Genomic DNA, 19,954 nt, shown 5'->3' with positions numbered 1-19,954 from the left:
CGACCGGTATATGTAATAGGCGTGACTCCGCGAGGGACCGCCCGTAGTTCGCTGATCGCCAGCGCGATCGACCTCATCGCCGTGCGGGGGGTGAACGCCGTCGGCGTGGACGCCATCGCCGACCAGGCCGGCACCACCAAACGCACCCTCTACCTGCACTTTCCGGGCAAGGACGCACTCGTCGCCGAGGCGTTGACCGTCCGCAGCGCCGGCTGGCACGACCAGCTGACCGCGGCCGTCTCCGCCCGCGCCGCGGACCCGGAGGGTCAGCTGCTCGCCGTGTTCGACCTGCTCAGCGAGTCGGCGTCCACGCCGGACTATCGGGGATGCATGTTCGTCAACGCCGCCGCCGACCTGCCCGACCCCGGCCACCCCGCCCGCCCGATCGCCAGCCTCCACAAGCGACGGCTGCTGGACTTCATCACCATGCGGACCGCTGCGCTGGGCGTACGCGATCCCGGCGCGCTCGCCCGGCAGCTGAAGGTCCTCATGGAAGGCGCGGTCGCCACCGCACTGGTCGACCCGGGCCCCCAGCCGGCGCTGGACGCCCGCGCCGCCGCCGTCGTGCTCCTCGCCGCCGCTCGCGAGAACTCCTCCGCTCCCGTCACGAAGGAAACGTCATGACCGACGAGACCGGCCGGGGTTCGGCCGCCGCCGCACCCGACACCGTCGTCGCCCTCTTCGCCATCTGGCTCGACGAGCTGGCCGGGGCCGTGCGCTACCGCTTCAAGGACCTGCCCGACGACGCTGTGGCGTACCGGCCCGACCCGGGCGGCAACAGCGTCGGCGTCACCCTCTGGCATTTCACCCGATGGCTCGACCTGCTCACACATCAGGCGTGGCGAGCCGAACCGGTCAGCGGCGAAGTCTGGCACCGCAACGGCTGGGCCGCCCGCACCGGCTATGACCCGACCGGACTCGGCTTCCAGGGCTACGGCGTGGTCACCGGATTCACCGTCGAGGAGGTCGACGCCGTGCCGTTCCTGACCTCGGCGCAGCTGCTGGCGTACTTCTCCGAGGTGACGGACAGTCTGCGTACGGAGCTGGCCGGGCTGACCACCGAACGGCTGAACGAACCGGCCCCCGGCCTCGGCGGCCTGCGCAGCCGATACAGCTGGCTGGCCCCCGTCATGCAGGGCAGCTTCGGGCACGTCGGCGAGATCGACGCGCTTCTCGCGATGCGTACGCGTCGCATGGTTGACTGACGGTAGCCGCGCGCCGACCTAACATCCGCCTCTGTGGACATGCCTGGACAGCGTGCGCGCACCCGACCGGCCGTACGCCGCAAACGCGCATGGATCGGCGTGCTCGCCACCATCGTCGCGGAGATCCTGGGCAACGCGGGCGGCATCGCGATCACCGTCCTCACCTCGGACAAGCTGGACCCGGTGCCGCTCGTGCTGGCCGTCACCGGCGTCAGCACACTGGTCGGCCTGCTCGTCACGGTGCTGCCCAAGGACGAGCCGGAACCGCTGCCGGTCGCGTACCCGGGACGGCCGGCTCCGCCCGTCAAGCGGTTCCGCTACGTCTCCGTCGCCTGGGTCGTGGTCGTCATGCTCCTCGTCGGCGTGGGGGGCGTCGGCCTCACGTACGCCGTCCAGCGAGGCTTCCCGGTGGTGTGCGAGTCCGTGCTGACCAACGTCTGCGGACGGAACGACCCCATCACCGTCGCCGCCGCCGGCCCGGCGCCCTGGTCCGTCGAAGGCTACGGAGTGCACTTCGAAGTCTTGTCCACCCGGCGTACGTCCAGCACCTGGATGGGGCAGACGAAACCGTCGATCACCGTCACCGCGTACGTGACGCGGACGACGAAGTCCAACCCGGGGCTGATGAGCTACACGATCAAGGACCAAGCCAGTTCCGAGGTCTTGACCGACGTGCCCTTCGGCGGCACCACCGGCGACAGCGGCCTGCCCTACGGTCAGCGGATCAAGCTGGTCTTCGTCGTGTGGGACGCGCCGGTGAAAGCCACCCGGCTCACCTTCATCCTGCACGGCTTCTTCTGGCGAGACGGCCGCAACCTCGTGCTCAGCGACATCCGGGTGCCGTCCTCGTCCGCGCCGTAGAAGTAATGCCGCAGCGAGGAATTAGGCGGGGGCCACGCCTACCCTGGCGTGGCCCCCTATTACGTGAGCCGGATTCGCACCGGCGTCCGTCGGATTAAGAGTCCGATGCGCTACTGCTGCGCTATCACGTGGACGTCCGGCGCTCGTCGCCACATTTAAAGCTCCAGGTCATTCCTATCGGCTGCCGAGTTGCCGCTACTCCACGAGACCACGAAGAGGTCCCGCCCAGATTCGAACTGGGGTCTGCGATTCCACTGCCTGGCGCTGGTCGATGCGAACTGGCCGAACTGCGCTTGATCTTGGAGCAAGAGTCTGGGTGCCACCGGTCGCCTCTGCCAGTTGGGCTACCGGGACATGAGTGCCCCGGGCAGGACTCGAACCTGCACTCTCCCGGCCCGCGTAAGCCTGAACTCGAGCCTCAATCTCAACTTGTGCTCACCCGGCCGAAGCCGGGAGTCGGTGCGGACTCATCGGAAGATGTAGTCCAGAATCTTCTTGCCCATCTTGGCGTCCACCACCTCGGCCAGGTTCGCCTGCTCGCGCGCGGTCTTGACGGCCTCGGTCACCGTGGTGACCTGAGCCAGCCAGGTGTCGCGCTGCGACGGCGAGACCGCGCCGGACAGCTTCGTGGTCGACCAGGTGCCCTCGGGGACGTCCTTGGTCACCTTCTCCACGTGGGCGGGGTGCTTGTCGGTCGGCGGGACGACGACGATGAAGTCCTCGGACTTGCGCGACCGCATCGTCTTCACCGTGGCCGACCGGAACACCTGGTTGTCGCCGTCCCAGGTCCAGTCGTCGGCGACGTCGGTGACCGGCAGCTTCGAGATGAACGTCCGCAGGTTCGTCAGCTGCTTCTCCAGCCACAGCAGCGTCGTCACCGGCACGTCGGCGGCCAGGACGGTGTCGCCCACCTTCACGTCGGCCTTCGCGCCCGCGTTCGCCGTGTCCTTGGTCAGCGTCAGGTCGATCAGCCGCTCCACCGCGGCCTCGATCTCCGACACGAGCGCCGGCACCTTCGCGGTGACCTTCTTCGACTCGGACGGCAGGACGTAACCGTCCTCCTCGAGCGGCTCGTAGGTCCGGATGAGACCGGCGAACAGGTCCGGCTTCTGCGCCTCGTGGTACGCCTTCGTCAAAGTCGTCTCGGCGGTCGCCTTGACGCCCTTCTCCAGCGCGATGATCTGGTTGAGCTTGGTCATCGTGATCCTCCCCGGCCCGGCCTCGATCACCGGACGACTGACGGTAGACCGGATCATCCGCCACGGCAACGGGTTTGGCGCTCAGTCTCGGTCCAGGGCCGCCGTCCACCCGGTCAACCCGAGCACCTCCGTGGCGATCTCCGCGACGGTCCGGCCGTCCGTCGACATTCGCGCGACGGTCGCCGGAACCGTCTCGTCCAGCCGCCGGGCCATCAGGTCGCTGCGCTCCACGTGGTACGCGAGTCCACTGCCGATCTCCCGGCGGGCCAGGCGCTCCCGGGCGGCCGAGTCGCCGGCCGTCAACAGCACGGCGATCACCTTTGGCTCGTCACCCATCGCAGCGGTCAACTCGGCGATGTACTGCACGCTGACGGTATTGGTGTAGACCAGCCGGCGATAGCCGAGCTCCCGATAGTTGCGCCACATCGCCGCGAGGTTGCGCTCCGCCAGCTGGTGCTCCCACGGCGCCGGGTACGCCAGATCGAGGTTGTCGCCCTCGATGACGCAATGGCGCACCCGCAGCCCGGAGAGCTGAGCGTGGATCTCGTTCGCGACCGTCGTCTTGCCCACCCCGGCCCGGCCGCCGATCAGCAGCACCTCGGATCGCCCGGTCATCGGCGGCTCACTTGACCAGCGAGGGCACGATCAACTCCGCCATGCGGACCAGGGTCGCCTCGTCGGCGTACCCGTCGTTCTGGAAGACCGCGATGCTCGCGTACGCGCTGGGATCGCCGGGGTCCCACGCGATCGTGAGCCGCGCGGTGGGCGCGATCAGGTGCTCCTGCTCGTAGATCGCGGGACGCCCGAGCACCGTGAGCTTGTGCCCGCCGGTGGCCGCCTCGGTCATCGCGGCGACGTCGACGCCGCGCCCGACGTCGAGCCGGACGGCCCGCGTGGGCAGCTTGATGTCGCAGCTGAGATAGGACATGCCGTCCGGGTCGTACGACGTGCCCTGCCCGTGCACCTCGGGCGGGGTCTCCACGAGCACCAGCACCTCGGGCCGGTTGATCAGCGGGCAGACCTCGTGGAAGGCGCGCTTGTGCCCGGCCTCCGACGGCTCGGCGAAGGTCGGCGCGACGTACGGCCGCGGACCCTGCTCCCGCGGCCAGTTGGCGTAGAGGGCATAGACCAGCAGGCCGGACATGCCCACCACGCCGAGCCATCCCAGAAACTTCTGTCCCCGCATGGCCGGAGATCTTAAGGCACCCACGAGCGCCGTGAAGTGCCCCTCAGGGTCTCGGCCGGCGCATCCGGCGGACCAGGCCGAAGACGAGGCCCAGCCCGCTCGTGGCGAGGACGCCGACGGCGACCACGGTCGAGGTCTTCCATCCATGCCCAGCCGCGGGTGCGTCGATCTCAGCCACGAGGCCCGCCGAGGACGCGGACGGCTTCGGCACCGGCGTCGCGGGTGCTTCGCCCGGGTTCACGAGGTGGCCGACGGACGCCTTCGTCGGCAGCCCGAACGCCCAGTCGAGCAGGGCGGCGCCCTGTTGCCAGCCGGCCTGCGGCCAGGACTCCGCCCCCAGCAGCGTGACGACGAGCCGCCGTCCGCCACGCTGGGCGGCGCCGACATAGGTGTGGCGAGCAAGGTCGGTGAAGCCGGTCTTACCGCCCAACGCCCCGGGATAGTCGTAGAGGAGCTGGTTCTGGTTCTGGATCTCGAAACGCTTGTGCTTCGGCGGCTGAGCGGGCATGAACGCACTCCGCGTCGCCGCGTACCGGCGGAACGCCTCATCGGCGAAGCACGCCCGGGCGATGAGCGCCAGGTCGTACGCGCTCGTGAACTGACCCGCGCCGTCGTATCCGGAGGGCGTGACAGCGTGGGTCTGATAGGCGCCGAGCCAGGCCGCCTCGCTGTTCATCGCCCGTACGCCGTCGGCCACGCTGCCGCCGCCCAACCGGGCGAGCACGTTGGCGGCGTCGTTGCCGGACTGCAACAGCAGCCCGAGCCACAGCGTCTCGATCCGATAGCGCCCGCCGGGGACCAGCCCGACCATCGAACTGTCGGCCGGGATGTCGAGGTCGCCCGGCGTCACGGTGACGACCCGATGCGGATCGAGTTTGGCCAGGTAGGTGGCGGCCAGCAAGAGCTTCTGGACACTCGCGGGCGGGGAGTACTCGTGTGGGCCGCAGCCGGCCAGCACCTCGCCCGTGGACAAGTCGGCGACGAGCCAGGACGTGGCGGTGATCGCGGGTGGGCGCGCGACGCCGGCCGGCAGGACGAGCCCGGCCGTGTCGAGGCGGCTTCCCCCGATGGCCCGCTGATAGTGATTGGCATGCGGCGGTGACGGCTTCGGCGGATGCGGCACCGTCGCCCCGGTCATCCGGGGGCACGAGATTACGGCGGCCCGGGCTTCTCCGGCTTCTCCGGCGGTCCCGGCGGCTTCGGCCACTTCGGCGGTCGCGGCGGCTGTGGTGGCAGCGGCGGCCGCGGTTCCGGTGGCCGCGGACATGGCGAGGAGCGGCGTCGCCACGGCGGCGGTCACCACCGCCAGGGCGGCTCTTCGTCCTCGGTTCATCCGCGTACTGGCCATCGGCTGCACAATATCGACATATCGCCTGATAGCGGGTCGATATCCTCAGATCTCGTCCGGCCCGCTCAGTCAGCCCGACGACACCCGGTCCAGCCACCGCGCGACGGCGTCGAGATCCGCGCGGGTCAGCCCCACCGCCGATGCCACCTTGTACGCGAGCGCGGGTCGCGTATGCCGAGCCTCGATCCAGTCGCGATCGACGTCGGTGAACTCGTCGTCGAGCCAGGCGAACGGACGATCCCCGGCCCAGGCGACCAGCGCCCGCGTCTTCCAATGCAGATGCGACCCGGGATCGTCGTCCTCGAGGAAGTCCACCACCGGAAGCGGCGGCAGCCCGAGCCGAGGGGCGAGGAGATCGTTCGCGTCCGCCATCCACGTCGTCGCCCAGACCAGGTCGGCGTCGAGCCCGAGCAGGAGCGGCCCAAGACTCCGATCGAGCCGGTGCAGCAGCGGATGGTCGTGCTCGGCCGGGTCGAGGATCGGCGCGGCCGGGCGCGTACCGCCGAAGGGGAGCAGCACGCCGTCGACGTCGAGGAACACCACTGGTCGAACGCGGCTAGGCACGGATGGATCGTAACTCCGGGCGGCCCCGTGGTTCCCTGGCCGACCTGAGGTGATCAAGGGCTGCTACCGTCGGCGGCGCCCACTCTTCTTGACCTCCACAAGGGACGGACATGCAGCCTGCGCCCACGCCGCCATCGCTCCAGCCGCAGCCGCCGGTCAAGACCGGGTTCCAGCTGAAGTGGTACTACTTCGTGATCGCGGGCGTGCTCGCGCTGTGCCTGCTGTGCTCCTGCGGCGGCGCCGTCTACTGGAAGTTCGGGCGGGACGGCGGCGACGCCGCCGCCTGCGAACTGGCGCTGAACGGTGACGGCCGGGGTGCGGCGACCTCCGGCGACGCCGCTTCGTTCCGCCGCCTGGCGTCGGACACACGCGACGCCGCCGACAAGGCCGACAGCTCCGACCTACGCGCGGCCCTACTCACCGCGGCCGCGGCGGAGGAGCGCTTCGCGGACGCGGCCGAGGCGTACGACTCGAAGTCGGGCGCCGCCGCGTTGGCCGCGTTGCAGGCTCGGGTGGCGGCCCTCCAAGACAGCAGCCAAGCGCTGCAACGGGTGATGACGCTCTGCGAGCAGGCTGGATGGGAGTCTTGAGATGGGTGAGCTGATTCTGGTCCGGCACGGCGAGACCGAGTGGAGCCGCACCGGCCAGTACGCCGGACGCACCGACATCCCGATGACGGAGGCAGGCCGGGCCGCCGTACGCCGGCTCGCCCCGGTTTTCGCCGCACGCCCGGTGACAGCGGCGTACGCCAGCCCAGCGGATCGGGCCGTGCAGAGCGCGGCGCTGATCGGACTGCCGGATGTGCGTACCGATGAGGACCTGTGGGAGTGGGACTACGGCGGCTACGAAGGGCTTACCGAACAGCAGATCGAGGCGACGCGGCCGGGCTGGGACCTCTGGCGCGACGGCGTGATCCCCGGCGATTCCGCCTACCACGGTGAGTCGGTCGAGCAGGTCGCGGCGCGAATCGACGCCGTTCTCGGTCGGGTGGAGCCGTTGCTGTCGGGCGGCGACGTCGTACTGGTCCTGCACGGTCACCTGCAACGCGTCCTCGCCGCGCGCTGGCTCGGCCTGCCGCCCGAGGCCGGACGGCTCTTCGCGCATCCGCACACCGCGACGATCAGCATCCTCACCAGGGAACACGACCGGCCGGTGCTCGGTTGCTGGAATGCCCGGGCCGATTCTGTCGTAGGTGGACAGTAATCTCGTTCTCGGGATGAGCCGGATCGGCAGACTCGAACCTCGAGCGCGCCGGCTTGGGCGGCGGGGCGTGGAGTCCGACTCGCATTGACACGCGACGACTGGATGTGTCGCGTAAACCGCCGCCCTCCACCCCCTTTGCCGGCGTCGTCTACCCTCGCGGCGGGTGAACGTCGCGGAACAGGAGGTGGCTGAGCCGATGCAACCGAGGGAGGAGGCCACGCCAGCCGGGGCCATCGCCGGCGGGATCATCTTCATGCTCGTCGGCTTGTTCGTGATCTGGATGTCGTTCGTCCTCGATCCGCGCCAACCTCACGTACGGCAGCTTCGGATCTGGGCCGAGCATCCGAAGTTGCACCGGGCGTTCGGAATCTTCTTCGTTCTCGTCGGCGTGGCGATCTCGATCGCCGGGCTCATCGGCCAGCTCACGTCATGACGCTCATCCGGGCCCACTAGTGCCGATTCTGTCGTAGCCGGGCGTTAGCCTTCGTCTCGGTCACTGGGCCGGATCAGCTGACTCGAACCTCGAGCGCGCGGCCGGGCGGCGGAATGTTTGACCCCGGACACGTCCGGCACGCGATGCTCGTCTGTATCGCATATCCGCCGCCCACCATTGCCCTTCTTCGTACAAACGTGCTAATGTCGTGGCGTTCTTAGCGGGCCGGACGGATGACCCCATCGTGGGCACGCGGCCAAAGGGCGGCGGGAGAGACCCGGCTTGGAAGATGGAGTTGGCCATGACCCCGCCGCCCTCCACCTTCTTCGCCACTGAAAGATCCACATCCCATTGTGTGTCGCATCCGCCCCCGATCCAGACACGAAACGGGATGTGGATCAGAAGCCGCCCGGCCAATGAGGGAAAGCAGCCCCGCCGGACGCCGCCCGCAGTCCGGTGGCAGGGTGCTGCAAGATGATCGGCATGGAGTTCTTCTGCTACCACCGCGACCGGCCTGGTTCGCAGCCATTGCGGGATGCGCTGATCGAGCCGCATTGGGCGTACATGGACGGGTTCGAGGCGGAGCTGATCGCGCGCGGGCCGGTGTTCTCGGTGGACGGCGAGTCGCTGTTGGGCAGCGTGCACATCGTCGATCTGCCGGATGCGCCGGCCGCTCGGCGGTTCGCTTTCGAGGAGCCGAATTACCAGGCGGGGGCGTACCGGGATGTGCTGCTGCGGCGGTGGCGCAATCTGCTGGGGCGGACGATGTGGGAGTTCCCTGGGCTGCGCGAGGAGGCCAACCGCTACCTCGTGCTGGGGCTCGGCGAGGGGGAGCCGGCGGACACCGAGGTCCCCGATCATGACGGGCTGATCGCGTACGGGCCGTTGTTGTCGGACGACGGGACGGCTTGGCTGGGAACTGCGGCGCTCCTGCGTGCGCCGGACGAGCATGCGGCGCGCGACATCCTCACCGCCGACCGGTACGCCGACGTCGAGGTGTACGGCTGGGAGCCCGGCGGCCGACGGTAAGCGCGTAACACGGACGTAATCCGTTCGTCCTACGGTGACCGGCATGTACGTGGAGCAGCGAGAACTCGACGATCCGGAGTTGGACGACCTGCTTGGTGCGGCCTTCGCCGAACTCGTCACCAGATACGGTGCCGAAGGGCGCTCACAGGTCCAGCCGGGCGCGACGTATCTCGTCGCCGTCGTCGAGGGGCAGGCGGTGGGCTGCGCGGCACTGCAGGCGGCGACCGAGGACTCCGGCGAGGTCAAGCGGATGTACGTGCGTCCGGCGTACCGGGGTCGCGGGCTGGCCCGGGCGCTGTTGAAGGCGTTGGAGCAGACCGGGCGGGACCGCGGCTACCGGTCGATCCGGCTCACCACCGGCAACCGGCAGCCCGAGGCGATCGCTCTCTACGAGAGCAGCGGGTACGCCGAGACTCCGCGGTACGGCAAGTACGTCGACCAGCTCTGGACCCACTGTTACTCGAAGGCTCTCTCGTAGGAGCGTAAGAGTCTTCGTGAATCGCGCTCACGCCGGGACCATGAAACGGGTGAGCGACATCCCCGAATTGCGCGGCGCGTGGTGGGAGGTCGGCCTCCAGGCGCGCGTCGACGCCGGTATCGCGGGGGTCGCCAAAGCCTTGCCGCGCCAGATCGCGACCGCGTTCCGGCGCGCGATGGCGGCCGACCGCGCGGGCACGATCGCCACCATCGCCATCACGGTCACCGCCGGGGTCATGGCGACGCTGGGCCTGCTGACCACCCAACGGGTCCTCATCGCCGTGCTCTCCCAAGGGCCGACGGTCGAACGCGTCGAGGCCGCCCTGCCCGCGCTGCTGATGCTGGTCGTCCTCACCGCCGTCCGGGGTGCGCTCGGCATCGCCTCCGGGTGGACTCAGACGCGCCTCGAACCCCGGTTGCGTCAGCAGGCCGAGCGCTCCCTCTTCGAGGCGACGACCGCGGCCAGTGGCAGCGGCTCGCTGCCGCCCGCGGCTTCTTCCGGGACGCCGACCTGCTGATCATGGACGAGCCGTCGTCGGCGCTGGCCGCCCGCGCCGAAGCCGCCCTGGTCGCCTCGGTACGCGCCCGCCACGGCGCGAAGACCACCGTGCTGATCACGCACCGGCTCGCCAACGTACGCCACGCCGACGTGATCTTCGTGCTCCATGAGGGCCGCCTGGTCGACCAGGGTACGCACGCCGAGCTGATCGCCGGGGGGCGGGCTCTACAAAACCTGGTACGACCTGCAGAAGATCGGCTACACCGACGCCTGAACGGTGTCGCGACGCGGAAGGGGCTCGCCGAGCTGATCCTCGACACGCTGTCGCAGCAGCTCGTATTCGTCGTTGCGCCGCTTCAACTGGCCGGGCGGCCGCTGGACGACCCTGGCACCGGAGACGACCTCGCCCGCCTGAAACTGCTCCCGGGTCAGGTCGATCTCCATCCCGCTGCCCAGGCGGTTCCACCAGTGGTACCCCTGCGGCGACCCGCCGGCCGTGTGCACGTCGCCCAGGATCAGGTCGCCGCCGAAGAGGTCGTGCAGGATCAAGGCGGTCACATCGCAGTGGCCGAGGGCCGGATTGGCGTCGTCCCAGCCTGACCGCTCCAGGTCGTCGGGGGAGCACGTGTCGGCGGCCCAGCTGGCGCGCAGCGCGTTCTCCACGGCGGTCAAGGTCATCGGAGGCATGCCAGCGAGACTGCCACAAGCCTCCGACATCATGCGCGGGTGGCCGCGACCTGCAGCGGGCAGGCAGTGTCGACGCGATCGGCCAGCTCGGACCGCAATTGCGCGAGTTCGGCCATCCGCGCATCGATCACGTCGATCTTCGCGGCGAACAGCGCGGACAACGCCGCGGCGCTGTCGGGCGAGTCCTTCAGCTGCTCGCCCGTGCGGACGATCTCGGCCAGCGAGAACCCCAGCCGCTGAGCCGTGCGGACGTAATCCAGCCAGGGCAGCGTCTCCGGCGGGAAGTCGCGGTATCCGTTGCTCAGCCGCCGGCTCGCCACCAGGCCGACCTTCTCGTAGAACCGCACGGTGTCGGTGCTCAGCCCGGCCCGCTCGGCGATTTCCCCGATGCGCATGCTCCTCCTCTACTTGACCTTGGAGCGTACTCCAGGGTTTAGCGTCCCGATCATGACGAAGAACTACCTGCGGACCGTCCGGATCAGCGCCTGGTACGACCTGATCGTGACGGCCGGGTTCGCCACCCCGTGGACGTACGCGCTGCTGCACGCCGCGTTGTCGGACGTGGGAACGGCGGCCGGGCTCGGCGGCTTCCCACCCCTCGACCCCCTCCAATCCCTGTACGCCACCCTGATGGGCTCGGTCGTGCTGATCTGGGCGCTGCTGCGGATCACGCGTACGCTGCCGATCCACGGGCTGTTCGACGGCATCGCCCGGCTGCTGTTCTCCACCTGGTTCGCGTACGCCCTGGGGCACGGGGTCAGCCGAATCCTGTGGGGCTTCCTCGCCGTCGAGGTGACCTTCGGCGTACTCCAGCTCGCACCGTGGGCTCGTAGAGTCACGGCATGTCCCAGCTCGGCCTGCCCTACGGAATCGTGACGGTCGTCGACCACGACCCGTCGTGGCTGCTCACCGGCTCCGCGTACGCGGCCGACGTGGCGGCATTGCTCGGCGAGCTGACTGACGGCGTCGAGCACATCGGATCGACCTCGGTGTCGGGGCTCGCCGCGAAGCCGGTCATCGACCTGGCCATTCGCCAGGGTCCCGCAGTGCCGTTCGATCCAGTGCGGGACGCGCTCACGGGAGCCGGGTACATCTACCGCGGCGACGCCGGCCAGGACGGCGGGCAGGTCTTCGTGGCCGAGCCGGAGCCGTGGGTGCGGACCGTCCACCTGCACGTGGTGGCCGCCGGCGATCCGCAGTGGCCGCGCTACCTCGCCGTACGCGATCGCCTCCGCGCCGATCCGGAGGCGGTCGCCCGCTACGGCGCCCTCAAGCGCGACCTCGCCGTCCAGTACGCCGACGACCGTCGGGCCTACACCCGAGCGAAGACTGACTTCCTGCGGGACCTGCTCCGCTGAAATGCGTCGCGCCCAGCTCGGGAGGCTCGATACCGTGGCCGCGTGACACTGCTGTCCCTGCCCGTCGCCGACCGTCTCCGATCGGCCGGTCATGTGCTGATCGCCGGGGCCGGCGGTGGCTTCGACGTGTACGCCGGACTGCCGCTGGCGTTGGCGCTGCGCGCGGCGGGCGTACGCGTGTCGCTGGCGAGCTTCTCGATCAGCGAGCTGGGCATGCTCAAGCCGGACGCGTGGCTGCGTACCGGGCTGGCCGTGATCCGGCCGGACTCGCCCGGCAACGACCGGTACTTTCCCGAACGTGCGCTTGCCCGCTGGCTGCACACCAAGGGCCACGATCCCGTCGTGTACGCCTTCGAACGTACCGGCGTCCGCCCGCTGCGGGCGGCGTACCGGAAGCTGGTGGAGCTGCTGGCCGTCGACGCGATCGTCCTGGCCGACGGCGGCACCGACATCCTGATGCGCGGCGACGAGGCCGGTATCGGCACGCCGGAGGAGGACATGACCAGTCTGGCGGCGGTCGCGGGCCTCGACGTGCCGCTGAAGCTGGTCGTCAGCCTCGGCTTCGGCATCGACTCACATCACGGCGTCTGCCATGCGCACGTGCTGGAGAACCTGGCCGCGCTGCAACGGACGGGCGGCTATCACGGCGCCTGCACCGTGTCGCCGGAGGGCTATCTGGAGGCGGTCGCGCACGCTGCCCGCGAACACCCGGCGCATGCCAGCATCGTGCATGGGCAGGTCGCGGCCGCGTTGCGGGGCCAGTTCGGCAATGCGCCGGTGACCGTGCGGACTCGTGGCACCGAGCTGTTCGTGAACCCGTTGATGGCGCTGTACTTCGTCGTCGGCCTGGACGCGCTGGCCGCCGAGCTGCGCTACCGCGACCTGATCGAGCACTCCCGTACGCCTCTGGAGGTCGGGCTGGCGATCGAGGCGTACCGGGAGCAGACCGAGATCCGGCCGCGCCGCCCGATCCCGCACTGACACCGGGCGGCCGGGTAACCCGGGTCGGGTCAGGTGAGGTCGGCGACGGGGCCGAGTTGGCGGACGTAGTCGCGTACCGGCGGCGACAGCTCGTCCTCGGCTCGCTTCTGGCCGACCACCTCGTACCAGGCGAGGTTCTCGATCCAGAAGCGGGCGATGAACTCGTCGAAGTCGTCGGCCACCAACATCAGGTCCTCGGCCGCCTCATGCGGCTCGGCTTCTTCGCAGTCGTACGCGATGCCGCCGCAGACCACCTCGTGCGTGCCGGAGGGGAGCAGGTGCAGGTACCAGAAGAGGCAGCCCTGCTGGTCGTTGAGGAAGCGGACGAGGGTGGCGCCTTCGGTGACCGGGCTGGGCGCGGCCGGCAGGGCGCTTTCCCAGTAGCACGACGTGCAGGTGGGAACGGAGTCGCGCAGCGCCGTGTCGGTCACGAAGGCGATGAACGACTCGGGCAGCGCGGCCCGGTGCCCGGCGACGCTGACCGGCCCGCCCAGCGTGGCCATCCCGTAGCGACCCGTGGCGAGCTCGTTCAGCGGGACCAGGTCGGCCATCCAGGCGTGGAGCCCGCCTGGGTAGTCCAGCGGTAGCGCGGGGAGGTCCGTGGCGGGATCGAAGCCGTAGGTCCCGCTCACCGGACGATGGGGTCCCAATCCGGCGGAGACCCAGCCGCGACTCAAAGTCATGCGCGGCACTCTAGCGACGGCCACCGACAGCGCCGTCAGACCGTGGCGATTTCGAAGTGGACGGACGCGTCCCGGTCGCGGGGACCGTTCAGCACGAGCAGGTCGACGTCGGTCGGCTGGGCGCGCAACCCGGTCAGCGCCCTGGCCAGCGGATCGCGGGTGTCCAGGCCGACGGTGAGGAACGAGTACTGCCCGTGGAGCCGGTCGCAGCCGTGGCGCAGCAGCGTACGCAGCGTCTCCGGGGTGTCGGCGCACACGTTGACCGCCGTGCGGTAGCCGAGCGCTCCGCCTGGCTTCGGCAGCCTGGGTGCGCCGAACAGTGGGGCGGCCAGGTTGAACGCGACGCGGACGGCGGCCAGCCGGGGGGAGTAGCCCATCACCCGCATCTGCTTGATGTCGTGCTGGTCCCACAGCCCGACGAACCCGGCCAGCTCGCCATCCGGTCGTCGAGCCAGCAGATACTCCAGACCGGGCTGGCCGAACGGCAAGTCGGCGAGGACGGGCGCGAACTGCCGTCGCGTTGCGAGCCGATGCCAGAGCTTGACCATCTCCGGTTCGTCGGACGGTTCGGCGAGGCGTACGCCGAGATCCGACGGGCGGGGCCGATGCCGAGTCAGCAGGTCGACGCTGGCGGAGCGGATGGTCGCCCAGCGGGTCACGCCCGGGAGGAAGCCCAGGGCCAGCGTCGCGGCGGCGTCGTTGCCCGCCAGCACCGTCGAGATCATCGGCGCGTGCGGACCCACCAGATCTTGTGCGGCGGCGTATGCCCACTGCCCGAGCGCCCGGGCGACGCCGCGCCGCCGGAAGTCCGGATGGACCTTCAGATCGCCGACGTACGCGATCTCGCCCGGTTCGCCGTCCAGGAACGCGGTTCGGCGGGCGACCGCGATGCACCCGAGCGGCCCGGCGTCGCCGTCGACCACGCCGACCCGCCAGGTGTCCCCAGCGAGGCGGTTCAGCGCGAAGTAGTCCGGTGCACGATCGAACCGCAGTGCGAGGTCGCCGTCCATCGTGGACTGCGTGGCCAGGCTCACCAAGGCGTCGTTGTCGGTGGGGCGAGCGTCGCGGACTCTCATGCGGCCACCTCGCAGACGGCGACGCGACGCTGGCACAGGCTGCGGTCGGCGCGGATCATCCGTTCGCCGAGCGGGCGGTCCTCGCGTACGGCGTCGCGCCAGCGCTCGGGCACCTCGGTCCAGCCGACGAAGTTGCGGAACACGAGCCGGGCACCGGGCCGGGCGGTGCGGACGATCTCGGCGAACAGGTCGTCGATCTGTTCGGCGGTCAGCCATTCGCAGATGTTCGACAAGGCGAACCCGGCCATGCTGTGGTCCGGGCGCGTACGCAGATAGTCGGTGAACGCGGCGTCGACGAGGTGGAGCCGGCCGACCGGGACGGCGCCGGCCAGGTAGGGCGGCCGGCTCGTCACCGGATAGCTCCCCGTGAGCAGGTAGTGCAGGAAGTAGTTGTCGGACACCGAGAGGTCGCTCAGCGTGTGCTGGGCGACGGCGTGGAAGTGCGCCGCGTAGGTTCCGTCCTCGACGTGGGCGAAGAACCGCTCGTCGTACGCCCGCCGCAGCACCAGCCGGTTGCACAGCACCCGGAACAGCGCCCGCCAGGCCGGCGAGTCCCACTCGTCGCGATAGAACCGTCGTTGATCGTCGATGGTGGACAGCCGGAGCAGGTCCGGCACCCGGCGGCGGTGCGTCGTGCGTACCACCCGGGCGATCAGGCGCATCAGCCGCTCGGTGACGCCGGACTGGAGCACACCCCGGCCGACGGCGGCGGGACGGCCGTCCCAGTAGCGGCTCGCCGCCGGGCTCAGCACTCCGCGGATGCCCCGGTACGCGTACCGCCGGTCGTCGGCGCTCATCGGGACCGCCCCGAGCAGCCCCAGCGCCGTACGCCGATCCAGCCGGTCGACCGCCGCCGCCTTGAACTCGACCAGATGGTTCTGCGTACGGTTGACGTCTACCCCGGTGACGTCCGGCGCACCTGCGGCGACCAGGGACAACGCGGTGCATCCGGCCGAGCTGACCACCGCGATCGGGCCGTCCCAGCGCCCGGCGAAGGCGTCGATCTCGACCTGCGGGTCCTCCCGGACCTGGGCGAAGAACAGCCGATCGTCCACTGCTCCGGGCAGTTCAACGCGCTGCAGCATGGCGTCTCCTCTCGACCGGCGCCGCGAGCAGGGCACCGGTGGCCGCCGCGATGACGGCGACGGGGTCGGGCTCGCGATATCCGGGCCAGGCGGCGCGCAGCCGGTCGGTCCGGAACGTCTTGGGCAGGTAGAGCTGTTCGGCGAAGGGGAGCATCGAGGTCAGCGCCGGTTGCAGCGGTCCGCCGCGCAGCCGCCGGGCCGCGTCGGCCAGGTCGAGGAACGCGGCCCGGTCGCACGGCAGCGGCCGGGGCAGCATCCGCCGCTGGAACGCCGGATCCCGCTCGAACACGGTGAACGCCGTGTCGATCACCGTGCCGAGCGGCAGCGCCCCGCCGCAGACGTGGTAGATCCCCGGGTCGGCGGCGAGCATCGCCAGCACGGCGTCCACGGTGAACTCGGCGGTGGCCAGGCTCAGCGGCGTCGCCGGGTCGCCGGGCAGCAATGTCAGCAGCCCCTGATGGAACAGCCGCAACGTGTGGTGGAAGACGTTGAACTGGCCGATCGCGCCGCTGTCGTCCTCGGCGATCACCGTCGGCAGGCGTAGCACGGTCAGGGGCAGATCCGAGGCGAGCAGGACCTCCTCGGCCGCCCACTTCGACCACTCGTAATGGTTGGCGAACCCGGCGTCGGTCAGCCGTGTCTCGCGCACTTCGCCGTGGCGTCGGCCGGCGGCGTACAGGGTGGACAGGAACACGAGCCGGTCGAGGTCGCCGCAGCGCTCGGCGAACTCGCGTACGCGGGCCGTGCCGGTCACGTTGACCTGCTCGGCGCGGTCGCGCTCAAGGTCGAACCGGATCAGCGCCGCCGCGTGGACGATCCGGGTGATCCGCCGGGGATCCACGTACGCGAACGGGTCGCCGTCGCGCAGATCGGCTGGGACGACCTCGGCCCCGGGCAGGTGGGCGAGCTTGGCGCGCTTCCGGTTCAGCTCGGCGTCGTCCGCCGCGCGCACGGCCAGCACGAGGTCGTCGTCGGCGGCCAGGGCGGTGGCGATGCGGCGGCCCAGATAGCCGTCCGCGCCGGTGATCAGAGTCGTCATCGGGCCACCGCCTTCTCCGCCGCCGTCACCAGGTCCGGCCAGCCACCCGGGTCGGTGCCGTGCCGGTCGACCAGGGCGTACAGCCAGCGTTCGAGACCGAAGGCGACACACGCCGTCGACGCCGGCACCCCGTCCCGCGAGATGCCGAAGGTGGAGCCGAAGTGCTCGTGGTGCCGGTTGGCCGAGGCGAGCGCCAACGCGCCATAGGCCGCCTCGTGCTTGACCGGCTGTACGCGCTGCAGCAGGAATCCGGGCTGGCGGTGCGGACGGAAGAATGGATCGGTCGCGGGCGACCAGTCCAGGGGCAGATCGATGAACCGGCTGAAGTCGTCGGCCAGCGCCCGGGTCTCGGTGAGGAACGACGCCGCCTCGGCCGGGGTGCCGAGGCAGACGACCTCCCGCATCGCGAAACTCCACTGCCGCTGAAGCGGCTCGTAGTGTTCCTCGCGGCGAAAGCACGTGGACCGCGTCGTCACGTACGCCGCCTCGGCCAGCTGCGCACTCCGGCGTTGTGCGTACACGTGGAAGCAAGCAGCCGGGGTGAGGACGGTCGTGACCGGGCCGGTGCGCGTGAGCACGACGGATCCGGCCGGGTCGACCACCGGGCCGTCGGCGAACTCGCCGAGATTGACGTCGGTGGGTTCGAGCCCGATCGCGAAGGTTGCCTGGTGTGGGAAGGCGCGCAGGTGGCTGGTGACGGCCGCGGCGGGCAGTGTCGCGGGCGGTTGTTCCTCGACGGCGTCCCAGCGCGCGGCCAGCCGGCGCAGCGCCAGATCGAGGTCGTCGGCGAGGCGCAGCAACGGACCGGACAGCCCGGACTGGCCGTACGCGTCCCAGCGCAGCCCGAGGTCGGTGAGGTCGGTGAGCGTGGTCATGCGGGTCCTCCGAAGCGGGTGAGCATCGCGTCGATGCTGTCGAAGTCGCCGATCCGCAGCTGCTCGACGTCGATCGGCGCACCGCGCAGCCGTTCGAGCAGCATGATCAGCTCGGGCAGGTGGATCGACCGCAGTACGCGCACCGAGAACAGCGCGGTCTGGTCGGTGATCGCGACGTCTCCGGCGTGCCTGGCGACGAACGTTCGCAAGGCCTGCCGGATCTCAGTCTCAGAACGCATCGGACGGTTCCTCGGTCAGTACGCCGGCCGCCGTCAGCACGCGCAGGCACTTGGCCGAAACCCGCCGTCGATGCTCCCGTTGCGCGGGCGCGCACCAGGCCAGGTCGGCCAGCTCCCAGGGTTCGGCGAAGCCGGCGTCGGCGTAGACGTCGGGGTGGTAGTAGTCGCGCCAGCTGGCGGCAAGGAATCGATGGAGGTCGGCGCGGATCTCGTCGATCACCGCCGGCTCCCAGCCCGGGGCCGCCGCCGCCCACAGCGCTGCGGTCAGCTGCCGCCCGAATGCCAGATGCCGGGCCTCGTCCCGGTGATGGCTGTCGTTGATGAACCGCGCCAGCGGATGCAACCGCCGATCCCGGGCCTGGACGCGATTGCAGTGGTCCACGATCTCCTCGAAGATCATCGTCTTGGCGAAGAACAGGAAGTCGTCGACGTCGCGCGGGCGCTCGGTGGCGAATGGTAGCTGCCGCGTCCGGTGCACCCGGGCGTACCGGGTGCAGAAGCCTCCGAAGTAGACGCTGTGCTTGTTCTCCTCGTCGAGGAAATGGTGCAGATAGCCGGTGAAGGCGGCCAGGTCACTGCGATACAGCCGGGCGGCGAGGCCCTGCATCAGCGACTTCTCGCCATGGATGTTGAGGCTGTAGAAGCCGGCCGCCTCGTGGAAGGCGAGCCGTTTGCGAGCCTTCTCGTCGAGGCTCGGCCACACGTCGGTGCCGTAGAGGCTGACGTATTCGGGACTCGTGAACCAGTCCGCTTCCGGTTCCACAGTGGAAGGCCAGTCGACTGTCGTGTAGGGATTCTGGAAGGCCCGCTCGGACAACCGGCTCAGCCGCTCGGCCGTCGGCGCCACCTCCGCCAACGCGGTGGCCAACGCGCTCACTTCGTCACCTCCAGCGCCGCGCATTGCCAGTTCAGCCCGAACCCGGCCATCGCCAGCGCGATCCGCTGACCGGGCCGCGCCTGGCCCGAGGCCAGCAACGCGGTCAGGTTCACCACCACGTCGGCGGAGATCACGTGGCCGACATCCGGCAGCGACGGATGCCAGACCCGCCCGTGGTCCACGGCCAGCAGCCGGGCGACGATCCGCCACGCCTGCTCGTGGGTGTTCTGCGGGACGATCCAGTCCAGCTCGGACGGAAAGACGCCGATCCGCGCCGCCGTCTCCCGCACGATCCGGTGCGTGTACGCGAAATAGGTGCCGACGGTCTCGTCATCGCCTGCCCGGCCGAGCCCGCCGTTGGTGATCTGGTGAACGGCGAGCAAGCGGCACACGTCCGGCTCCCGGCCCACGACGCACGCGGCGGCCCCGTCCGAGATCACGTTGTACGCCTGCTCGTACCAGGCGCCGTCGGGAAAGCGGTCGGCGGTCACACACAACACGCGCCGGAACTCCGGCTCGGCAGCCAGCAGCGCTTTCGCGATCCGCAGCGCGCCGAGCATCCCGGTGCACGCCTGCTGATGCAGCCCGATCACGATCGCGTCGCGTAGCCCGAACTCGGCCTGCAACCGGCTCGCCGGGAAGTCCATCAGCACTTTGACGTCGCGGATCGGACCGTCCTGCGGCTCGGGCAGGCAGGTCGCGTAGACGATCGCGTCGATGTCGTGCAGGCCGCCGGTTCCTTCGAGCTCCGCCACCGCCCGGCGTGCCAAGTCGTACGCCGTCTCGTCCGGCGCGCATACGTGATGCCACCGGAAACCGGCCGCCTCCAGGTCGCTCGCGGCCGACCGCAGCAGCCCCGCTTCGGCGGACTCGCGGACGTGCCGCTTCTGGGTTCCCAGCGCGTACGTCAGTGATCCGAGATATACCCCGTCCATGGCCTCCATCGTCGGCAGGACGGGCCGCCCGGTCATGAGCGCCGGTACTCAGGTCGCCCTGAGTCGTTCACCCCACCGGCCGGGTTCTCTCGCCTGGGTAGCGGGGTTGATCTGG

Annotated in this window: 27 protein-coding genes and 1 tRNA gene; 12 read left to right on the top strand and 16 right to left on the bottom strand. The window is 70.1% G+C overall.

Features of this window, described 5'->3' with window-relative positions; translation table 11 throughout:
- The first annotated feature begins 21 nt into the window (after positions 1-21).
- From AB0M47_RS05620 to AB0M47_RS05610, 3 genes are read left to right on the top strand one after another with little or no spacing between them, the layout of a single operon-like run.
- A complete protein-coding gene (locus AB0M47_RS05620) occupies positions 22-624 on the top strand; it encodes a TetR family transcriptional regulator (RefSeq protein ID WP_363408897.1) in 603 nt (200 codons plus the stop codon).
- Positions 621-1,205: a DinB family protein gene (locus AB0M47_RS05615; protein ID WP_363408894.1), complete on the top strand. Its 585-nt coding sequence runs from the start codon at positions 621-623 to the stop codon at positions 1,203-1,205. The genes AB0M47_RS05620 and AB0M47_RS05615 overlap by 4 nt, the downstream gene beginning before the upstream one ends.
- A gap of 39 nt (positions 1,206-1,244) precedes the next feature.
- A complete protein-coding gene (locus AB0M47_RS05610) occupies positions 1,245-2,066 on the top strand; it encodes a hypothetical protein (protein WP_363408891.1) in 822 nt (273 codons plus the stop codon).
- Positions 2,067-2,125: 59 nt separating this feature from the next.
- Here AB0M47_RS05610 and AB0M47_RS05605 read toward each other — a convergent pair.
- The 6 genes from AB0M47_RS05605 to AB0M47_RS05580 form a co-directional block, all read right to left on the bottom strand.
- Positions 2,126-2,197 (bottom strand) — tRNA-Lys (locus AB0M47_RS05605).
- Between the two features lie 336 nt (positions 2,198-2,533).
- Positions 2,534-3,265 carry a hypothetical protein gene (locus AB0M47_RS05600; RefSeq protein WP_363408888.1) on the bottom strand — a complete coding sequence of 244 codons (732 nt, stop codon included), beginning with the start codon at positions 3,263-3,265 and terminating at the stop codon, positions 2,534-2,536.
- An 81-nt stretch (positions 3,266-3,346) separates the two neighbouring features.
- On the bottom strand, positions 3,347-3,880 hold the full coding sequence (locus AB0M47_RS05595) for an ATP-binding protein (RefSeq protein ID WP_363408885.1): 534 nt from the start codon (positions 3,878-3,880) through the stop codon (positions 3,347-3,349).
- Positions 3,881-3,887: 7 nt separating this feature from the next.
- The gene (locus AB0M47_RS05590) at positions 3,888-4,451 is read right to left on the bottom strand and encodes a hypothetical protein (protein WP_363408882.1); all 564 of its coding nucleotides are present in this window, start codon (positions 4,449-4,451) and stop codon (positions 3,888-3,890) included.
- A gap of 43 nt (positions 4,452-4,494) precedes the next feature.
- A complete protein-coding gene (locus AB0M47_RS05585) occupies positions 4,495-5,799 on the bottom strand; it encodes a serine hydrolase (RefSeq protein ID WP_363408880.1) in 1,305 nt (434 codons plus the stop codon).
- A 69-nt stretch (positions 5,800-5,868) separates the two neighbouring features.
- Positions 5,869-6,363 carry an HAD domain-containing protein gene (locus AB0M47_RS05580; protein WP_363408877.1) on the bottom strand — a complete coding sequence of 165 codons (495 nt, stop codon included), beginning with the start codon at positions 6,361-6,363 and terminating at the stop codon, positions 5,869-5,871.
- A 110-nt stretch (positions 6,364-6,473) separates the two neighbouring features.
- On the opposite strand from AB0M47_RS05580, the gene AB0M47_RS05575 reads away from it, so the two are divergent.
- The 6 genes from AB0M47_RS05575 (at position 6,474) to AB0M47_RS05550 (ending at position 10,023) form a co-directional block, all read left to right on the top strand.
- On the top strand, positions 6,474-6,953 hold the full coding sequence (locus AB0M47_RS05575) for a hypothetical protein (RefSeq protein WP_363408874.1): 480 nt from the start codon (positions 6,474-6,476) through the stop codon (positions 6,951-6,953).
- Position 6,954: 1 nt separating this feature from the next.
- A complete protein-coding gene (locus AB0M47_RS05570) occupies positions 6,955-7,566 on the top strand; it encodes a histidine phosphatase family protein (protein WP_363408871.1) in 612 nt (203 codons plus the stop codon).
- Between the two features lie 163 nt (positions 7,567-7,729).
- Positions 7,730-7,999, top strand: coding sequence for a hypothetical protein (locus AB0M47_RS05565; protein ID WP_363408868.1), 270 nt, complete (start codon positions 7,730-7,732; stop codon positions 7,997-7,999).
- 474 nt (positions 8,000-8,473) lie between these two features.
- Positions 8,474-9,028: a YciI family protein gene (locus AB0M47_RS05560; protein ID WP_363408865.1), complete on the top strand. Its 555-nt coding sequence runs from the start codon at positions 8,474-8,476 to the stop codon at positions 9,026-9,028.
- 43 nt (positions 9,029-9,071) lie between these two features.
- Complete coding sequence (locus AB0M47_RS05555; RefSeq protein WP_363408862.1) at positions 9,072-9,506, top strand: GNAT family N-acetyltransferase; 435 nt, start codon at positions 9,072-9,074, stop codon at positions 9,504-9,506.
- Between the two features lie 49 nt (positions 9,507-9,555).
- A complete protein-coding gene (locus AB0M47_RS05550; protein WP_363408860.1) occupies positions 9,556-10,023 on the top strand; it encodes a hypothetical protein in 468 nt (155 codons plus the stop codon).
- 239 nt (positions 10,024-10,262) lie between these two features.
- On the opposite strand, the gene AB0M47_RS05545 is transcribed toward AB0M47_RS05550, so the two are convergent.
- Positions 10,263-10,682, bottom strand: a complete 420-nt coding sequence (locus AB0M47_RS05545; RefSeq protein ID WP_363408857.1) for a hypothetical protein — start codon at positions 10,680-10,682, stop codon at positions 10,263-10,265.
- A gap of 38 nt (positions 10,683-10,720) precedes the next feature.
- Positions 10,721-11,086 carry a MerR family transcriptional regulator gene (locus tag AB0M47_RS05540; RefSeq protein WP_363408854.1) on the bottom strand — a complete coding sequence of 122 codons (366 nt, stop codon included), beginning with the start codon at positions 11,084-11,086 and terminating at the stop codon, positions 10,721-10,723.
- A gap of 52 nt (positions 11,087-11,138) precedes the next feature.
- On the opposite strand from AB0M47_RS05540, the gene AB0M47_RS05535 reads away from it, so the two are divergent.
- The 3 genes from AB0M47_RS05535 to AB0M47_RS05525 are packed head-to-tail and all read left to right on the top strand — an operon-like array spanning position 11,139 to position 13,030.
- Positions 11,139-11,567: a hypothetical protein gene (locus AB0M47_RS05535; RefSeq protein ID WP_363408851.1), complete on the top strand. Its 429-nt coding sequence runs from the start codon at positions 11,139-11,141 to the stop codon at positions 11,565-11,567.
- Positions 11,534-12,049, top strand: coding sequence for a GrpB family protein (locus AB0M47_RS05530; RefSeq protein ID WP_363408848.1), 516 nt, complete (start codon positions 11,534-11,536; stop codon positions 12,047-12,049). Before AB0M47_RS05535 ends, AB0M47_RS05530 begins: the two co-directional genes overlap by 34 nt.
- Positions 12,050-12,091: 42 nt before the next feature.
- Entirely contained in the window at positions 12,092-13,030 is a 939-nt protein-coding gene (locus AB0M47_RS05525; protein ID WP_363408845.1) for a DUF1152 domain-containing protein, read from the top strand.
- 29 nt (positions 13,031-13,059) lie between these two features.
- Here the strand turns inward: AB0M47_RS05525 and AB0M47_RS05520 are convergent, their stop codons facing one another.
- From AB0M47_RS05520 to AB0M47_RS05485, 8 genes are read right to left on the bottom strand one after another with little or no spacing between them, the layout of a single operon-like run.
- Positions 13,060-13,713, bottom strand: coding sequence for a hypothetical protein (locus AB0M47_RS05520; RefSeq protein ID WP_363408842.1), 654 nt, complete (start codon positions 13,711-13,713; stop codon positions 13,060-13,062).
- Positions 13,714-13,748: 35 nt separating this feature from the next.
- On the bottom strand, positions 13,749-14,789 hold the full coding sequence (locus tag AB0M47_RS05515; protein ID WP_363408840.1) for a GNAT family N-acetyltransferase: 1,041 nt from the start codon (positions 14,787-14,789) through the stop codon (positions 13,749-13,751).
- On the bottom strand, positions 14,786-15,874 hold the full coding sequence (locus AB0M47_RS05510; protein ID WP_363408837.1) for a DUF3419 family protein: 1,089 nt from the start codon (positions 15,872-15,874) through the stop codon (positions 14,786-14,788). The genes AB0M47_RS05515 and AB0M47_RS05510 overlap by 4 nt, the downstream gene beginning before the upstream one ends.
- Positions 15,858-16,913 carry an SDR family oxidoreductase gene (locus AB0M47_RS05505; protein ID WP_363408834.1) on the bottom strand — a complete coding sequence of 352 codons (1,056 nt, stop codon included), beginning with the start codon at positions 16,911-16,913 and terminating at the stop codon, positions 15,858-15,860. The genes AB0M47_RS05510 and AB0M47_RS05505 overlap by 17 nt, the downstream gene beginning before the upstream one ends.
- Positions 16,910-17,788, bottom strand: a complete 879-nt coding sequence (locus AB0M47_RS05500; protein WP_363408831.1) for a hypothetical protein — start codon at positions 17,786-17,788, stop codon at positions 16,910-16,912. The genes AB0M47_RS05505 and AB0M47_RS05500 overlap by 4 nt, the downstream gene beginning before the upstream one ends.
- Entirely contained in the window at positions 17,785-18,027 is a 243-nt protein-coding gene (locus AB0M47_RS05495) for a hypothetical protein (RefSeq protein WP_363408828.1), read from the bottom strand. The genes AB0M47_RS05500 and AB0M47_RS05495 overlap by 4 nt, the downstream gene beginning before the upstream one ends.
- Positions 18,017-18,904, bottom strand: a complete 888-nt coding sequence (locus AB0M47_RS05490) for a diiron oxygenase (RefSeq protein WP_363408825.1) — start codon at positions 18,902-18,904, stop codon at positions 18,017-18,019. The genes AB0M47_RS05495 and AB0M47_RS05490 overlap by 11 nt, the downstream gene beginning before the upstream one ends.
- A complete protein-coding gene (locus AB0M47_RS05485; RefSeq protein ID WP_363408822.1) occupies positions 18,901-19,839 on the bottom strand; it encodes a 3-oxoacyl-[acyl-carrier-protein] synthase III C-terminal domain-containing protein in 939 nt (312 codons plus the stop codon). Before AB0M47_RS05485 ends, AB0M47_RS05490 begins: the two co-directional genes overlap by 4 nt.
- Between the last annotated feature and the right edge of the window lie 115 nt (positions 19,840-19,954).

This window comes from Hamadaea sp. NPDC051192, from assembly GCF_040682475.1.
In the GTDB taxonomy this organism is placed as follows: domain Bacteria; phylum Actinomycetota; class Actinomycetes; order Mycobacteriales; family Micromonosporaceae; genus Hamadaea; species Hamadaea flava.
The sequence above is the reverse complement of the archived record's forward strand: the minus strand, read 5'-3'. Positions and strand labels throughout refer to the sequence as shown.

Excerpts from the sequence above, each read along its gene's own strand:
- AB0M47_RS05615 (WP_363408894.1), top strand. The coding sequence starts at position 621 with ATGACCGACGAGACCGGCCGGGGTTCGGCCGCCGCCGCACCCGACACC.
- AB0M47_RS05610 (WP_363408891.1), top strand. The coding sequence starts at position 1,245 with ATGCCTGGACAGCGTGCGCGCACCCGACCGGCCGTACGCCGCAAACGC.
- AB0M47_RS05600 (WP_363408888.1), bottom strand. The coding sequence starts at position 3,265 with ATGACCAAGCTCAACCAGATCATCGCGCTGGAGAAGGGCGTCAAGGCG.
- AB0M47_RS05595 (WP_363408885.1), bottom strand. The coding sequence starts at position 3,880 with ATGACCGGGCGATCCGAGGTGCTGCTGATCGGCGGCCGGGCCGGGGTG.
- AB0M47_RS05590 (WP_363408882.1), bottom strand. The coding sequence starts at position 4,451 with ATGCGGGGACAGAAGTTTCTGGGATGGCTCGGCGTGGTGGGCATGTCC.
- AB0M47_RS05585 (WP_363408880.1), bottom strand. The coding sequence starts at position 5,799 with ATGGCCAGTACGCGGATGAACCGAGGACGAAGAGCCGCCCTGGCGGTG.
- AB0M47_RS05575 (WP_363408874.1), top strand. The coding sequence starts at position 6,474 with ATGCAGCCTGCGCCCACGCCGCCATCGCTCCAGCCGCAGCCGCCGGTC.
- AB0M47_RS05570 (WP_363408871.1), top strand. The coding sequence starts at position 6,955 with ATGGGTGAGCTGATTCTGGTCCGGCACGGCGAGACCGAGTGGAGCCGC.
- AB0M47_RS05560 (WP_363408865.1), top strand. The coding sequence starts at position 8,474 with ATGATCGGCATGGAGTTCTTCTGCTACCACCGCGACCGGCCTGGTTCG.
- AB0M47_RS05555 (WP_363408862.1), top strand. The coding sequence starts at position 9,072 with ATGTACGTGGAGCAGCGAGAACTCGACGATCCGGAGTTGGACGACCTG.
- AB0M47_RS05545 (WP_363408857.1), bottom strand. The coding sequence starts at position 10,682 with ATGACCTTGACCGCCGTGGAGAACGCGCTGCGCGCCAGCTGGGCCGCC.
- AB0M47_RS05540 (WP_363408854.1), bottom strand. The coding sequence starts at position 11,086 with ATGCGCATCGGGGAAATCGCCGAGCGGGCCGGGCTGAGCACCGACACC.
- AB0M47_RS05535 (WP_363408851.1), top strand. The coding sequence starts at position 11,139 with ATGACGAAGAACTACCTGCGGACCGTCCGGATCAGCGCCTGGTACGAC.
- AB0M47_RS05530 (WP_363408848.1), top strand. The coding sequence starts at position 11,534 with ATGTCCCAGCTCGGCCTGCCCTACGGAATCGTGACGGTCGTCGACCAC.
- AB0M47_RS05520 (WP_363408842.1), bottom strand. The coding sequence starts at position 13,713 with ATGACTTTGAGTCGCGGCTGGGTCTCCGCCGGATTGGGACCCCATCGT.
- AB0M47_RS05515 (WP_363408840.1), bottom strand. The coding sequence starts at position 14,789 with ATGAGAGTCCGCGACGCTCGCCCCACCGACAACGACGCCTTGGTGAGC.
- AB0M47_RS05510 (WP_363408837.1), bottom strand. The coding sequence starts at position 15,874 with ATGCTGCAGCGCGTTGAACTGCCCGGAGCAGTGGACGATCGGCTGTTC.
- AB0M47_RS05505 (WP_363408834.1), bottom strand. The coding sequence starts at position 16,913 with ATGACGACTCTGATCACCGGCGCGGACGGCTATCTGGGCCGCCGCATC.
- AB0M47_RS05500 (WP_363408831.1), bottom strand. The coding sequence starts at position 17,788 with ATGACCACGCTCACCGACCTCACCGACCTCGGGCTGCGCTGGGACGCG.
- AB0M47_RS05495 (WP_363408828.1), bottom strand. The coding sequence starts at position 18,027 with ATGCGTTCTGAGACTGAGATCCGGCAGGCCTTGCGAACGTTCGTCGCC.
- AB0M47_RS05485 (WP_363408822.1), bottom strand. The coding sequence starts at position 19,839 with ATGGACGGGGTATATCTCGGATCACTGACGTACGCGCTGGGAACCCAG.